Genomic DNA, 15,231 nt, shown 5'->3' with positions numbered 1-15,231 from the left:
GCCTTCGCGGCGGAAGCCCACGAATTGTCCGGCGCGACCATGTCGCTTTGGTGGGCGCTGCCCTTTGTCGGCCTGCTGCTGTCGATCGCCACCGGGCCGCTGCTCTTCCATCACATCTGGGAACACCACTATGGCAAGATCACCGCACTGTGGGCGGCGCTGGTGGTGGTGCCGCTGGCGATCGCATTCGATATCCCCCTGGCGAGCGAAGCGGTGCTGCACACGCTGCTCACCGAATACATGTCCTTCATCATCCTTTTGTTTGCGCTCTACACGATCTCCGGCGGCATCCTGCTTGCGGGCAACATCCATGGTACGCCCCAGGTCAATGCCATGCTGCTGCTGATCGGCGCCATCCTCGCCTCGGTAATCGGCACCACCGGCGCCTCGATGATCCTGATCCGGCCGATCCTGCGCGCCAATGACAACCGGCCGTTCAACGCCCATGTCGTCATCTTCTTCATCTTCCTGGTCTCCAACATCGGCGGCTCGCTGACGCCGCTTGGCGATCCACCATTGTTCGTCGGCTTCCTGCGCGGCGTCGATTTCTTCTGGACGACGACCAATCTCTGGCGCGTGACGCTGTTCGTCGGCGGCCTGGTGCTGATCGTCTTTCTGGCGATCGACATCGTCCTGCACCGCCGCGAAGGCGGCGCGCCGAAGATCAAGGATCCGACGCCGGATGCGACTGTGCGGCTTCGCGGCCTGGCCAACCTGCCGCTGCTGGCCGGTGTGATCGGCGCGATCCTGCTTTCCGCCAGCTGGAAGCCGGGTATCAGCCTTTCCATCCTAGGCATCGGGCTCGAGCTGCAGAACCTGGTGCGCGACGCCATCATCCTGGCGCTGGCCTTCCTGTCGCTTCGCGTCTCATACAAGAGCCATCGCGAGGCGAACGGCTTCACCTGGGGTCCGATCGCCGAAGTCGCAAAATTGTTTGCCGGCATCTTCATCTGCATCGTGCCGGTCATCGCCATCCTCAGGGCCGGCCATGCGGGCGCGCTTGCACCGCTGGTCGCGCTCGTCACCTCGCCCACGGGCCAGCCCAACGACCTCGCCTATTTCTGGTTGACCGGGGCGCTGTCGTCGTTCCTCGACAACGCGCCAACCTATCTGGTGTTCTTCGAACTCGCCGGCGGCGATGCACAGCATCTGATGACTGAAGCCGTTTCGACGCTGGCGGCGATCTCGGCCGGCGCCGTTTTCATGGGCGCCAACACCTATATCGGCAACGCGCCGAACTTCATGGTCTTTGCCATTGCCAGGCATCGCGGCGTCAAGATGCCGGGCTTCTTCGGCTACATGGCGTGGTCGGGGCTGGTGCTGATCCCGACATTCCTGATCGCCGGCTTTCTATTCTTTGGCTGATCAGCCAACGCCGACATAGCGCCGGACGGCCGAAGGATCGGCGCGCAGCTCTTCTACATCGACGGTCTCGCGGTTGCGGCCATTTTCGATGAAGCAGACGCGGTCGGCGACCGACAGCACGGCATCGACGCGCTGCTCGACCAGGATGGTCGAGACGCCGAGCTCGCGCAGCTTGGCCACCGTCTCGCGGATCTTTGCAATCATCGACGGCATCAACCCTTCGGTCGGCTCGTCCAGCAGCAGCACCTGCGGTTCGAGACACAGCGCGCGGGCCATGGCCAGCATCTGCTGCTCGCCGCCGGACAAGGTACCGGAGCGTTGTCTCAACCGCTGGCGCAGCAGCGGGAAGAGATCGAGCACGTTCTCGCGGGTCGCCTTTCCCTTGGCGCGCGCCATCAGGCCGATCTCGATGTTTTCGGCCACCGTCATCTCGGCAAACAACCGCCGGCCTTGCGGGACATAGGCGACGCCAGCTTTCGGCACCTCATGCGCCGGCAGGCCGGTCAATTCCGTGCCGTCGAGCCTGATCGAACCGGCGCTTGCCGGTACCAGGCCCATGATCGCCTTCAGCGTCGTCGTCTTGCCGGCGCCGTTGCGGCCGAACAGGCACAGCACCTCGCCCTTGTTCAACACGAGGTCGAGACCGTAGAGCACCTGGACTTCGCCGTAGAAGCAGTCGAGCCCGGAGATGGTCAGCGCCTCAGGCGGTGTTTCGGTCATGGGGTCGTCCCCAGATAGGCTTGCTGCACCTCGGCGTTTTCGCGGATCGCCTTGGGCGTTCCCTCGGCGAGAATCTTGCCGGCGTTGAACACGGTGATGCGGTCGGCAAGCTGCATGATGACCGGCATGTTGTGCTCGATCAGCAGCACGGTGGCGCTTTTGGCGATCTCGCGCACCAGCTGAATAAAATTGTCGATTTCGCTGTCGGCCAGGCCTTGCGTCGGCTCGTCTAGGATCAGCAGGCGCGGCTTCAGCGCCAGGCCCATCGCCACTTCGAGCAGGCGCTGATGGCCATACGAGAGCTGTCCGGCCGGCATGTGGGCGCGGGCGGCGAGGCCGGTGCGCTCGAGCGCCGCCATGACGCCGGTTCGGACCGCGCCCTTCGAACGGCCATCGGTCAGCGTGCGCTGCACCGGCAGCGCGACATTGTCGTAGGCGGAAAGGTTGGCGAAGACACTGGTGATCTGGAAGGTGTAGGCGACGCCGAGCCGAACCCTGGCGTAGGCCGGCAGGTTGGTGATGTCGGCGCCGTCGAAGACGATCATGCCCGACGAGGGCTGGATGCGGCCGCTGACCAGGCTGACGAAGGTGGTCTTGCCGGCGCCGTTGGGGCCGATGACGGCGCGGATCTCGCCCGGCATCAGTGCGAAGTCGACGCCGTCGACGGCACGCAGACCGCCGAAACTGCGCGACAGGCCCTTGGTCGTCAGCAGCGGCATCATGGCAGCCACCCAAGCCAGCGCTGGCGTATGCTGCCCAGAATGCCTTTCGGGAAGAACAGCACCAGCAAGATGAGCGCGATGCCGACGATCAGCAGATAGGCGGAGGTAAAGCCGCTGGTGATGTCGATGACATAGTACATGAACAGCGTACCGATCAACGGACCGAGCGTGGTGGCGGCACCGCCCAAGAGCACCCAGAGCAGCGGCAGGATGGAATACTGTACCGAGGCGAAGCTCGAGCCGACATAGCCGAACAGCAGCGCATAGGCGGCGCCAGAGGCCGCGCAGATGGTGCCGGAGACGACGACCGCGATGAGCTTGTTGGAGAAGGTGTCGTAGCCCAGCATCTTCGTCCGCTCCTCGTTCTCGCGGATGGCAACCAGCACGCGGCCATATCTGGAGCGAACGATGGCAAGCGTGATGAGCAGCACGATCGAAAACAATGCCAGCGCGCTCATGTAGCGCACGGTCGGGTTGGTCAGGTCGAGCGACGCTGAGCCGAGGACAAGGACGCGCGCCGCTTGCTGAACGACCAAACCCTGGTCACCGCCGGTCCATGACGCGAAATAGAGGATGACGAGATAAAACACCTGCGCGAACATCATGGTGACGATCATGAAGGCGACACCCGTGGTGCGCAGCGCCAGCAGTCCGATCACCAGCGCCAGCAGCGCCCCGCAGGCAAGGCCGGCGGCGAAGGCGGCCGGCACGTTCCATCCCAGATGATAGACGGTCAGCCCGGCGCCATAGAGCCCAGCGGAAAAGAACATGGCGTGGCCGAGGCTGAGCAGCCCGACATAGCCGAACAGCATGTTGTAGCCCATGGCGAAGACCGCCAGCACCATGATGCGGGCAAGCAGGCCGTGGTGATAGTCCGGCAGGACGAAGCTGAGCGCAAAGAGCAGGGCGATGACGCCGAGATGCAGCGCATAGGGCTTTGCCGGCGAAGCTTCGGTCATCGCGATGCCGTCCCGAACAGGCCGTGCGGCCGGAACACCAGCACCATGGCGACCAGGAAAGTGGCGATGATCTTGGCCAGCGTCGGCGAGAAGAACACCGAGATGATGCCGTCCGACAGGCCGATCAGCACGGCGGCGACGACGGTGCCGCGCAGCGAGCCGAGGCCGCCGATGATGACGACGATGAAGGATAGCAGCAGCGGATCCTGACCCATCAGGTAATGCGCCTGGCTGATCGGCACGATCAGCACCGCGGCGATGGCCGCCAGCATGGCGCCGAGCGCGAAGACGCCGCCATAGACGCGGTCGACCGGAATGCCGAAAGCCTGCGCCGTCTCGCTGTCATACTGCGTGGCGCGCATGACAAGGCCGATCTTCGTGCGTGTCAGCACCAGCCATGTGGCGACGAGCAGAAGTGCCGAGGTCGCGATGACAGACAGCTTGTAGCCGGAATAGCCGAACCACGGCAGAAGGATGCGGTAGCTGAAAGGCGGCTCCACCGGGCGCGCCTCCGGACCGTAGAAGGTCAGCGCCAGCTGCTGGATGATGTAGAGCATGCCGATGGTGGCGACGATGGTGGCTTCCGGATTGTAATTGAGCCGGCGCAGCACCAGTCGTTCGGCGACCAGTGCTATGGCGCCGACGATCAATGGCGCCAGCACCAGCGCGGCCAGGAAGCCGATCGCCGGGTGGCCCGAGATTGCCGTCGAGATCGCCCAGGCCAGCACCGCGCCCAGCATGAAGAACTCGCCATGGGCGACATTGACGACGCGCATGACGCCGAACACCAGCGACAGGCCAAGCGCCGTCAGCGCCAGCACGGCGGAGGTAACGAGGCCTTCGAGGGCAGCGAGGAGGAGATGGGGTCCGAAGTGCATTCAGGGCGCCCTTTACCCTCCCCCTCGTGGGGAGGGTGACCGCGCAGCGGTCGGGTGGGGGGTGGGGCATGGGCCGTCGCAGCCCCCACCCCGTCTCACAGGCTTCGCAAAATGCGAAACCTGTTCGCCGACCCTCCCCCTCGAGGGGGAGGGTAAGGCGCCTCACAGCGCCTGCGTCGTGTAATCCCCCTCCGGCTCGTAAAGACCGTCCTCGATCTTGGTCTTGTGGACGACCTTCAGCTTGCCGCCTTCGACCTTGGAGATGTTCTGGATACCAAAACACTGGTGGATCTTGCCGTTGAAGGTTTTCGGCCCCTGCGGGTGCTCGGGTCCCTCGGCGAACTCGGTCAGCGCCTCGGTCGCCTCAACCAACTTGGCGCGATCTTCCGGACCTTTGTAGCCGGCATCTTCCATCGCCTTCTTGACGACGTAGAGCGTTTCCCAGCAGCCGAACATGTGCGACGCGGTGGAGACATCCTTGGGATCGCCGACAGCCGCACCATTGTCGTCGATGCCGACGGCAGCGCGGTAGGCCTTCTGCGCGGCGGAATCGTCCGGCTGCGCATAGCGCGGCGAGCCTTCCCAGAAATGGCTGCCGTCGAGGAATTCCAGCCCGGGGCTGTTGATGTCAGTGGCTTCCAACGAATCCATGAAGCCGAACAGCTGCGGCCGGTTGGAGCCGTAGAATTCGCCGAGCTCCTTGACGAAGGTGAGCACCGCCGGACCGACCATGACGTGGTAAATCACCTCGGTTTCTGCCGGAATCTGCGGGAAGTATTTGGTGAAGGAGGATTCCGTAGGCGGAATCGCTATCTGGGCGATGACGTCCGCGCCTTGAGCCTTCAGCGCCGGCGGCAGGTAGTCGCGGTGGTCGTAGCCGAAGGCGAAGTCGGGGAAGATCTGCGTTACCTTCTTGCCGGCATTGGCCGCGATCCATGGCGCCATCGACTGGATCTGGCTCTTCACGTCGGTGATGCCGGGCTGGAAGACGTAGCGGTTGAGCTTGGTCGAAGCGACGTGATGGCCTTCGCTGACCACGAAATAGGGAATCTTGGCCTCGCCGGCAGCGGGCGCCGAGCCGATGACGACATGCGAGAACAGCGTGCCGAAGACGATGTCGGTCTTGTGCTGGGTAGCAAACTTGCCGACCACTTCGGCGCCGCGGGCGGGATCGGTGCCGTCGTCCTCGATCACCACCTCGACCGGGCGGCCGTTGATGCCGCCGGCATCGTTGATCGCCTTGACGGCGGCAGCGGTGGTCTTCTCGTACCAGCGGCCATAGGCGGCGCCGATGCCGGTGCGGTGCGACTGGAAGCCGATCTTGACCGGTGCCGAGCTCTGCGCCTGGCTGTAGCGGACGAAGCCCGGAGCGACCGCGAGGCCGGCCCCGGCGGCGAGGCCCTTCAGTGCGGTGCGGCGGCTAAGAGTGCTTTTGGAGAGATCGAAAAACCCATTCTTGTCAGTCACGGCAGTTCCCCTTTTTTGAGTTTTGACCAATGGCTGTAACGAGGCAGGTCACTCCTAGCAGGAGGACCAAAATTGCATGTGTACAAACTAAATCACCAAAGCCGCGACGTGGCAAGCGAGCTTTGCCCAAAGGGATGTGGTCGCCTTGTGTCATCCCGCTGTCGGCGTGGCAAGCAGCCAAAGGCCGAAGACGGTATAGGCGATCATCAGCACGGTGAGCGGCAATTGGCTGAGTGCCGCACGCGACGGAACCGGGTGCAGCCGCCAGGCGAGACCGTGGGCGACGAGCACTGCGAGCATATGGCCGGCGATGATGATCCCAGCCTGCAGATTCCACAGCCACCAGGCCGCGTCGGCACCGGCAACGACGCCAGCTTCGATCTGCATGTCCGAGGTGCCAAAGAGGTTCCAGCCGAGCGCAAACGGGTCCGACAGGGCGGCAATCGCATACTGGCCGTCGACCAGCAGCGCCGTCAGATAGTGGGCTACATGATAGGCGAGCGCGATCGGCACGATCGACCAGACCAGCAGGCCGGCTGTCTCGCCAAGAGGATGCCGGCTGGCGGCAAGGCGCTGGCCGAGCACGACGGCAAGCAGGAATGCCGCTGCCAGCAGCACGAATGTCAGCACGAGGCCGAAACTGCCGACGCCGATCATCGCGGTGCGGCCCGGATATTCGAGCGGATTGATGCCGAACAGGCCGAGCCAGAAAAAGGTTTTGGACAGGCCGTCGAAAGACACCGATGAGAGGGCTAGCAGCAAGAAGGCGATGCCGCTTGCCGGCAGCGGCTCGGCCGCGCGCAGCTTGGCGCCGGGCCAGCAGAGATTGAGCCGGCCGTCTTCATCACGCTCGACTTTATTGCGCTCAAGGATGGCGAAACGCGCCACCATAGCGAAGAAGACCGTCAGGAACTCACAGCGGCGGCTCCAGGCGCGATAGCCGAAAACAAGCATGGCGATGAAGGTCAGCAGCCAGTAGAGGCCGGCGGCAAATGCCAGCCGCGCCGGATCGTCGGGCGCCGGATCGATCAGCTCGAACCAGGCGTAGGCGAAGAACAGGATGACGGCCGGCCAGCAGCCGAGCCATGCGGGCAGGCGCGTTTCCTGCGCCTCGTCTTCGCGCCCGATCAGGCGACTGATGATGCGCCATGGCCCATACCAGGGATTGAGCCACGACCAGAGGTCGCCGAGCAGCCCCTGCAACATGGCCAAACCCACCCACAGCAGCGTCCATATGACGAGGGGCAGCGGGTTGGAGAGCGGATCGCGGCTGCCGGACAGGCCGGCGGCGATGAGGATTGCGAAGCCGGCAAAGGAGATCAGGCTGGTGATCGTGCGAAAACTGTTGCCGAAGGCGAAGAGCGGCAGGCGCCGGCGCCAGAAGCGATCGAGGGCGTCCGGCTGCAACAGGGCCAGGACGAGGAAGCTGACGGCAACGGCGAGCGCGCCGCCGGCGACGTAGTAGCCAGTCGGGAGAAGAAGTACATGGCCGCGGTCGGAAGCGTGCGCGAAGGCTGGGGTGGGGAGCATTGCGAGGGCAGGAGTTAGAAGCGCTAACCGGTGACGACGGCGCTCTACGGCGCCCCCTTCTGTCCTGCCGGACATCTCCCCCACTTGGGGGGAGATTGGCGGTTTCGCCGCCGGCTCTTCCCTTGCAGCGTCGAAAATTGGCGAAGGCGGAGATGAGATCGCAATCTCCCCCCTTGTGGGGGAGATGTCCGGCAGGACAGAGGGGGGCGCGACGGAACTCAGCCTATCCAAATTTGCCATCCCGGACGCTGACGCCGGATCAAGCCAGATGTCGGCGCAGGCTGCCGTCCGCACCCTCACACCTTGACCAGTTGCTCCACGCGATCCTTCGCCCCGAAAATCCTGAGATACCGCTCGATCTCCTTCAGGTCCCCCGTCGCCTTGGCCGGGTTGTCGGACAGCTTCACCGCCGGGCGGCCATTCGCCTCGGTGACCTTGCAGACCAGCGATATCGCATCGAGGCTGTTGGTCTCCGTCGGCGCGCAGCCCTCAAAGTCGTTGGTCAGGTTGGTGCCCCAGCCGAAGGACATGCGCACCTTGCCCTTGAAGTGGCGGTAGGTCTCCTCGATGGTCTCGACCTCCAACCCGTCGGAGAAGATCAGCAGCTTCTGTCTGGGATCCTTGCCCCTCTCGCGCCACCAGGAAATGATCTTCTCGCCGCCTTCGATCGGCGGCGCGCTGTCGGGGCGGAAGCCGGTCCAGTCGGCGACCCAGTCCGGCGCGTCGCGCAGGAAGGAGGCGGTGCCGAAGGCATCGGGCAGCACGATCAAGAGATTGCCGCCATAGTAGCGCTGCCAGTCCTGCAGCACCTTGTAGGGCGACTGTTTCAGTTCCTTTTCGGAATTGGCGAGCGCTGCAAACACCATCGGCAGTTCGTGCGCGTTGGTGCCGAGCGCCTCGAGGTCGTTGTCCATGGCCAGAAGCACGTTGGAGGTGCCGGTGAAGGCCTCGCCGATACCTTCCTTGAGCGCCTCGACACACCAGCGCTGCCACAGGAAGGAATGGCGGCGGCGGGTGCCGAAGTCGGAAATGCGGATGCCGGGCAAGGCCTTCAGCCGCTCGGTCTTGGCCCACATCTTGGCCTTGGCGCGGGCGTAGAGCACGTCGAGCGCAAAGGGGCCGAAGGCGCGCATGGCCGCGCGAGATCGGAGTTCATTGATAATAGCCAGCGCCGGGATCTCCCACAGCGTGGTGTACATCCACGGGCCGCTGAAGGAGAGCTCATACTGGCCGCCGCGCTTGGACAGTTCGTATTCGGGCAGCTGGAAATCCTCCAGCCAGGCGAGGAACTCCGGTTCGAAGATCTGCTTGCGGCCATAGAAATTGTTGCCGCCCAGCCAGATCATCTCCTTCTTGGAGAAGCGCAAAGTGCGGGCGTGGTCGAGCTGGTCGCGCAGCTCCGCCTCGTCAATCTCCTCGGCGAGGCGCACCGAAGTGGTGCGGTTGATCAGCGAGAAGGTGGCGTCGACCTTGGGATACATGCCCCAGATCATCTGCAGCATCAAAAGCTTGTAGAAATCGGTGTCGAGCAGGCTGCGGACGATCGGGTCGAGCTTCCAGGTGTGGTTGTAGACGCGCCGCGCTATATCGGTCTTTGCCATATCTCGATGCCGCCTTCGCTGCTCGCTCTTGAAGCACTTCGCTCTGAAACGGATTCAGGCGACGCGCTTCAAGTCCTTGTTCTACGCATGTCGTTTTCCCAAAACCGCTGCGCACTTTTGGGCGACATGCATTGGCCAAATGCCTCTTAGCATCGAATTTTTGAAAGCGCTGCCCGCTTTCCAGGCTGGCCCGACAAAAAGAAACCGCTCCAGTCCAGCTCAGGACACGCTCTTGGCGCCGATGACCCGCAATGCCGGACGCTTCCGGCGGATGCCGATGCGGCCGGCCACCGGCGCGTCGGCGCGGCCGTCGGCCTGTTCCTTTTCGGCAAACAGCCAGTCGATGAACAGCTGCACGATCGGCGCCGAGCGCATCTCATTGCGGCAGACGACGTAGAAATCGTCGACCGCCGGCACCGACAGGCTGAACGGCGCGACCAACAGGCCCCTGGCGAGCAGCGTGCTTGCCGTTACGGAATCGCCAAGCGCCACGCCATGGCCGTGCACTGCGGCTTCGGTTGCGGTGCGGGCATCGCCGAGATGGTGGCGGCGGCCGCGCTCCAGATCCAGCCCGTCGGCGGCCGCCAGCCAGGTGTGCCACTCGCGGCCGTCATCGCCATGCAGGAAGACATGGTCGGCGAGATCGCGGACTGTGCGGATCGGGCGGTTGTTGATCAGCGTCGGGCTGACCACCGGGAACAACTCCAGGCCCGACCATTTGCGCATCCAGCAGTCGCTCCAGCTGCCGTCGCCATAGTGCACGCAGACATCGATCTGCGGCGCACGGATGTCCCTTGGATCGTTGGAGGGGATCAGCGTCAGCCTGATGTCGGGATATTGCGCCATGAAGCTGCCGAGCCGCGGCGTCATCCACAAGAGCAGCAGCGCCGGCACGCAGGAGACCGACAGCGTGCCGGCGCTGGCCGGCCTGGTCATGCGCTGGGTGGCTGCGGCGATGCCGTCGAAGGCGCTTGACACCGCAGGCAAGAGTTCCGCGCCGTGCGGTGTGAGCTTCACCCGCTGTCCCGTGCGCTCGAACAGCTTGACGCCGAGCGATTGCTCGAGCGCCTTGATCTGGTGGCTGATGGCGCCGTGGGTGACATTGAGCTCGGTCGCCGCCTTGGTCAGCGAGGCGTGGCGTGCCGTCGCCTCGAAGGCGCGCAGCGGATTCAAAGGGGGCAGACGCTTGGCCATCGGCACTCGCTAGGCATGATCCCGGGGCCGGTTTTCGGGCAAGATCGCGCGCCAAAATGATTGTGAGATTTTCTCACAGTAATCACACTAACAATATCAATTGATTTTTCAATCCAGCTGCCGGACACTTTGCACCAGAGCAGCATCAAGACGTGAAATTCGAAGGCAGCCAGAGCGGGACAGCGGTCCGGCCGGATGGTGGTCAGTTCGCCAAGCGTCGCCGAGGCCTTTCGAGTCATCGTTCAGACAGGAGGAGACCGACATGGGTTATGATCGCGGCAAGCTCGAAGCGTTGCGTCGCAAATATGGCGAGGGCCATGGCGGCGAGATGTTCGACCCGAAATTCCGCAAGGTCGCCGACAAGATCTTTTCCAAGAGCGGCACAAGGCTGGCGCCCTATTCCGGCATCCCGACCTTCCTTGCAGCACCCTATCGCGAAATTGCCGCCGAGAATCCGGACTTCGGCGACCTGCAGGTGGCGATCATCGGCGTGCCGATGGATCTCGGCGTCACCAACCGACCGGGCTCGCGCTTCGGGCCTCGAGCGCTGCGCGCCATCGAACGCATCGGCCCGTACAACCACGTCCTGGAATGCGCGCCGACGCATGAGCTTCGGGTCGCCGACATCGGCGACGTGCCGTTCCAGAGCCGCTACCGGCTGGAGACCAGCCATGAAGACATCGAGCGCCGTACCCACCAGATCGTCGATGCCGGCGTGATCCCGCTTTCAGTCGGCGGCGACCATTCGATCAGCCATCCGATCCTGAAGGCGGTCGGCAAGAAGGCGCCGGTCGGCATGATCCATATCGACGCCCACTGCGACACCAGCGGCCTGTTCGACCTGACCAAGTTCCATCATGGCGGGCCGTTCCGCAACGCGGTGCTGGACGGTGTGCTCGACCCGTCGCGCACCATCCAGATCGGCATCCGCGGCGCGGCCGAGTATCTGTGGGAGTTCAGCTACGAATCCGGCATGACCGTGGTGCATGCCGAGGAGGTGACCGGCCTCGGCATCCCCGCCATCATCGAGAAGGCGCGCAAGATTGTCGGCGACGGCCCGACCTACATCTCCTTCGACGTCGACAGCGTCGATCCGGCCTTCGCGCCGGGCACCGGCACGCCGGAGATCGGCGGATTGACGACGCGCGAGGTGCTCGAACTGCTGCGCGGCCTCAAGGGCCTCAACATCGTCGGCGGCGACGTCGTCGAGGTGGCGCCGCAGTATGACGCGACCACCAACACCGCTCATGTCGGCGCTCAGATTCTGTTCGAGATCCTGAGCCTGATGGTGTTCAGCCCGGCGATCACGAGCAAGGGATCCTGACACCAGACAAATCGAAGGCGGCCGCCGCGCTGGAGCCGGCGGCCGACCTCAAACAAACAAGCTTCCAGCAGGGGAACGACAATGACTTTTCACATGAAGCTCAAATCATCCATCGCCGCCGTGCTGATGCTCGGCGCGACCGGCTTTGGTTTCACCACACAGGCCAATGCCGACGCGGTCGACGACATCGCCAAGGCCGGCGCGATCAATGTCGGCATCTTCTCCGATTTCCCGCCCTTCTCCTCGGCCAGCGCCGACATGAGCATCAAGGGCTATGACATCGACGTGGCGCAGGCCATCGCCGATTCCCTGAAGGTCAAGCTCAACCTGGTCAGCGTCACCGGCCAGAACCGCATCCCGTATCTGACCGACAAGCGCGTCGATATTTTGATGAGCGTCGGCTACTCCAAGGAGCGCGAGCAGGTGATCGATTTCGCCGCCGCCTATGCGCCATACTACATCGCCGTCATCGGCCCGGCCGCCCTTGCGGTCAAAGGCAAGGAAGACCTGGCCGACAAGTCGGTCGCCGTCAACCGCGGCACGCTGGAGGACACTTCGCTGACCGAGGCTGCGCCGGCTTCGGCCGACATCCGCCGCTTCGACAACTACAACGCCGTCATCCAGGCCTTCATCTCCGGCCAGACCCAGCTGATGGTGGTCGGCAACGATGTCGGCGCCCAGGTGCTGGCCAAGCAGGACGCGCTGCAGCCGGAGCAGAAGTTCCAGTTGCTCACCTCGCCTTCGCATATCGGCCTCAACAAGAACGAGGACCGGCTGAAGCAGGCGGTCAACGACGCGGTCGCCAAGATGCTCGCCGACGGCAAGCTGGATGAGAGCTCGAAGGCCTGGCTGAAGACGCCGCTCAATCCCGACAACCTCAAGGATTGATGCCAGAGTCATTGATACTTAGGGCGGTTCAGCTTTTGATAAACCGCCGACCCGCTCTAAGTATTTGTTTTTACGCAATTCCGGACGGGACCTATCGTCATGGGCTACAGCCTGGACTTCGGCTGGCTTGCGGGTGCTGTGGGCGCGATCGCGCGCGGCGCGGCCACGACGATGCTGTTGATCGTCGTGACCACGTTCGTGGGAACGCTGCTCAGCATCCTCGGCGCGGCCGGCCGGCGAAACGGCCCGCCGCTGCTGAAGCGGGCGATTGGCGTCTATGTCGAGGTGATGCGCAACACGCCGTTCCTGGTGCAGCTGTTCTTCATCTTCTTCGGCCTGCCCAGCCTCGGCGTCAGGCTCGATCCGATCCTGGCCGCCATGCTGGCGATGACGCTCAACATGGCTGCCTACACGATCGAGATCGTCGGCGCCGGGCTCGACGCGGTACCGCGCGGACAGACGGAGGCAGCGCTCGCCCTCGGGCTCAGGCCGCGCCAGGTGTTCGTCAAGATCGTGCTGCCGCAGGCGCTCAAAGTGATCTACCCGGCGCTGACCAGCCAGGTCGTCATCATGATGCTGGAATCCGCCGTCGTGTCGCAGATCGCCGTGCGGGAACTGACCTACGAGGCCGACATGCTGCAGGCCCGCACATTCCGCGCCTTCGAAACCTATTTCGTGGTGACGATGGTCTATCTCGGCCTGTCGATGGGGCTGCGCCGGCTGCTGGTTTCAGGCGGACGCCGCGTTCTGGGAGCCGGTGTGTCATGATCGAATTCACCTTCTGGGATATTCTGCGCAACCTCTTGCTCGCCGCGCGCTGGACGGTGCTTTTGTCGCTTGCCGCTTTCGTCGGCGGCGCGCTGGTCGGCCTCGTCGTGCTGTTCTTCAGGATCGCCAAAAACAAGTGGAGCCGGCGCATTGCTTCCGGCTACATCGCGCTGTTCCAGGGCACGCCGCTCCTGATGCAGCTGTTCCTGATGTTCTTCGGCCTGCCCATGCTCGGTCTGCGCATCGAGCCGTGGACGGCGGCGGTGCTCGGCCTCACCTTCTTCGCCAGCGCCTACCTGGCCGAGATCTGGCGCAGCGGCGTCGCCGCGTTGCCGCAGGGCCAGTGGGATGCGGGCGCCAGCCTCGGCCTCCACTATCTGCAGGAGCTGAGATTGATCATCCTGCCGCAGGCGTTCTCGATCACCCGTGCGCCGACCGTCGGTTTCCTGGTGCAGCTGATCAAATCGACAGCGCTGACCTCGATCATCGGCTTCGAGGAACTGGTCAGGACATCCAACGCCATCAACAACGCCACCTTCGAGCCGTTCAAGGTCTACGGGCTGGTGGCGCTGATCTTCTTCGTCATGTGCTTTCCACTGACGCAATACGCCCGCACGCTCGAACAACGAGCGGCGGCCCACTGACGCCAGGCGGCGAAACAGTGTGTGACGGGAACCCGCCGGTTAGCCGGCATCAACTGAGGAGAAACGAGATGAACAGACTGATCGGAAAATCCCTGACACGGCGCGGCGTGCTTGGCGCCGGCCTCGCAACGGCAGGCATGCTCGCCATGCCGTCGATCCTGCGGGCGCAGGACAAGTCGCTGAAGGTCGGCGTCTATGGCGGCTACTTCAAGAAATCCTTCGACGAGCATGTCTTCCCGGATTTCACCAAGGCAACCGGCATCGCGGTGGAATCCGTCGCCGAGCCGACCGGCGAGGCCTGGCTGGTGCAGCTCGAACAGGCGGCCAAGGCCGGGCAGGCGCCGGCCGACCTTTCGATGATGTCGCAGGGCTCGACGATAAAGGGCCAGTCGACCGAATTGTGGACGCCGCTCGATACGTCGAAATTCAAGCACTACAACGACCTGCTGCCCCGCTTCGTCAACAAGTATCCGGACGGCCGCGTTGCCGGCATCGGGGCCGTTGCCTGGTGGATCACGCTGGTCACCAACACCGATGCCTACAAGGAAGCGCCGACATCGTGGGAGGCGCTCTGGGACAAGGCCAATGAAGACAAGCTCGGCCTGCTGGCGCTTGCCTCCAACTCGTTCCTGCTCGAAGTGACTGCCAAGACCTTCATGGGCGGCACCAACGCGCTCGACACCGAGGACGGGCTGAACAAGGCGTTCGAAAAGCTGGCAGAAGTCAAGCCGAACGTCCGCCTCTGGTACCGCGACGAGGCGCAGTTCGAGCAGGCCTTGAAGTCGGGCGAGATCCCGATGGGCCAGTATTATCACGACGTCACCGGGCTCGCGGCCGCCGACGGCTTCCATGTCCGCTCGACCTTCCCGAAGGAAGGCGGCATCCAGGATTCCGGCAATTGGGTGCTGTCGCGCGCCTCGACCAAGGTCGACGAGGCGCACGCCTTCATCGACTATATGAGCCAACCCTCGATGCAGGGCCTCATGTCGCGCAAGGTCGGCACCACGCCGACGCTCAAGAAAGAGGTGCTGGACCTCAAGCCGGAAGAGTTCGCCGCGGTGTCGTCGGACATCGAGCCTATCATCCCGCGCTACGACCTCTATACGTCGAAGGCCGACTGGATCAACCAGAAGTGGACCGAGCTGATCGTCGGCTAAGCCGACCTGCATTA

14 protein-coding genes are annotated in these 15,231 nt (G+C 63.8%); 6 read left to right on the top strand and 8 right to left on the bottom strand.

Annotation, left to right across the window (positions count from 1 at the left end):
- Positions 1-39 precede the first annotated feature (39 nt).
- Positions 40-1,365 (top strand): sodium:proton antiporter, encoded by a 1,326-nt coding sequence (locus A6B35_RS05630; protein WP_081482150.1) that lies wholly within the window; start codon positions 40-42, stop codon positions 1,363-1,365.
- On the opposite strand, the gene A6B35_RS05625 is transcribed toward A6B35_RS05630, so the two are convergent.
- The 8 genes from A6B35_RS05625 to gcvA form a co-directional block, all read right to left on the bottom strand.
- Entirely contained in the window at positions 1,366-2,085 is a 720-nt protein-coding gene (locus A6B35_RS05625; RefSeq protein ID WP_006202414.1) for an ABC transporter ATP-binding protein, read from the bottom strand.
- The gene (locus A6B35_RS05620) at positions 2,082-2,807 is read right to left on the bottom strand and encodes an ABC transporter ATP-binding protein (RefSeq protein ID WP_040582808.1); all 726 of its coding nucleotides are present in this window, start codon (positions 2,805-2,807) and stop codon (positions 2,082-2,084) included. Before A6B35_RS05620 ends, A6B35_RS05625 begins: the two co-directional genes overlap by 4 nt.
- Complete coding sequence (locus A6B35_RS05615) at positions 2,804-3,766, bottom strand: branched-chain amino acid ABC transporter permease (protein WP_006202416.1); 963 nt, start codon at positions 3,764-3,766, stop codon at positions 2,804-2,806. The genes A6B35_RS05620 and A6B35_RS05615 overlap by 4 nt, the downstream gene beginning before the upstream one ends.
- On the bottom strand, positions 3,763-4,644 hold the full coding sequence (locus tag A6B35_RS05610; protein ID WP_006202417.1) for a branched-chain amino acid ABC transporter permease: 882 nt from the start codon (positions 4,642-4,644) through the stop codon (positions 3,763-3,765). Before A6B35_RS05610 ends, A6B35_RS05615 begins: the two co-directional genes overlap by 4 nt.
- A 162-nt stretch (positions 4,645-4,806) precedes the next feature.
- Complete coding sequence (locus tag A6B35_RS05605) at positions 4,807-6,111, bottom strand: ABC transporter substrate-binding protein (RefSeq protein ID WP_006201838.1); 1,305 nt, start codon at positions 6,109-6,111, stop codon at positions 4,807-4,809.
- A gap of 150 nt (positions 6,112-6,261) precedes the next feature.
- Positions 6,262-7,716 carry a hypothetical protein gene (locus A6B35_RS05600; protein WP_040582669.1) on the bottom strand — a complete coding sequence of 485 codons (1,455 nt, stop codon included), beginning with the start codon at positions 7,714-7,716 and terminating at the stop codon, positions 6,262-6,264.
- Between the two features lie 221 nt (positions 7,717-7,937).
- Positions 7,938-9,242, bottom strand: a complete 1,305-nt coding sequence (gene pncB / locus A6B35_RS05595) for a nicotinate phosphoribosyltransferase (protein ID WP_006201836.1) — start codon at positions 9,240-9,242, stop codon at positions 7,938-7,940.
- Positions 9,243-9,461: 219 nt separating this feature from the next.
- Positions 9,462-10,436 carry a transcriptional regulator GcvA gene (gcvA, locus tag A6B35_RS05590; protein WP_006201835.1) on the bottom strand — a complete coding sequence of 325 codons (975 nt, stop codon included), beginning with the start codon at positions 10,434-10,436 and terminating at the stop codon, positions 9,462-9,464.
- A 262-nt stretch (positions 10,437-10,698) separates the two neighbouring features.
- On the opposite strand from gcvA, the gene speB reads away from it, so the two are divergent.
- The 5 genes from speB (at position 10,699) to A6B35_RS05565 (ending at position 15,217) form a co-directional block, all read left to right on the top strand.
- Positions 10,699-11,760 carry an agmatinase gene (speB, locus tag A6B35_RS05585; protein ID WP_006201834.1) on the top strand — a complete coding sequence of 354 codons (1,062 nt, stop codon included), beginning with the start codon at positions 10,699-10,701 and terminating at the stop codon, positions 11,758-11,760.
- A gap of 81 nt (positions 11,761-11,841) precedes the next feature.
- On the top strand, positions 11,842-12,648 hold the full coding sequence (locus A6B35_RS05580; RefSeq protein WP_006201833.1) for a transporter substrate-binding domain-containing protein: 807 nt from the start codon (positions 11,842-11,844) through the stop codon (positions 12,646-12,648).
- A 99-nt stretch (positions 12,649-12,747) separates the two neighbouring features.
- Positions 12,748-13,416, top strand: coding sequence for an amino acid ABC transporter permease (locus A6B35_RS05575; RefSeq protein ID WP_006201832.1), 669 nt, complete (start codon positions 12,748-12,750; stop codon positions 13,414-13,416).
- Positions 13,413-14,060, top strand: coding sequence for an amino acid ABC transporter permease (locus tag A6B35_RS05570; RefSeq protein WP_006201831.1), 648 nt, complete (start codon positions 13,413-13,415; stop codon positions 14,058-14,060). The genes A6B35_RS05575 and A6B35_RS05570 overlap by 4 nt, the downstream gene beginning before the upstream one ends.
- A 68-nt stretch (positions 14,061-14,128) precedes the next feature.
- Positions 14,129-15,217, top strand: a complete 1,089-nt coding sequence (locus A6B35_RS05565) for an ABC transporter substrate-binding protein (RefSeq protein WP_006201830.1) — start codon at positions 14,129-14,131, stop codon at positions 15,215-15,217.
- The last annotated feature ends 14 nt before the right edge of the window (positions 15,218-15,231 follow it).

Origin of the sequence: Mesorhizobium amorphae CCNWGS0123 (assembly GCF_001686985.1) — a bacterium.
GTDB classification, from domain to species: Bacteria; Pseudomonadota; Alphaproteobacteria; order Rhizobiales; family Rhizobiaceae; genus Mesorhizobium; species Mesorhizobium amorphae.
Note: the sequence above shows the minus strand (reverse complement) of the source record. Positions and strands in the feature narration are given on the sequence as shown.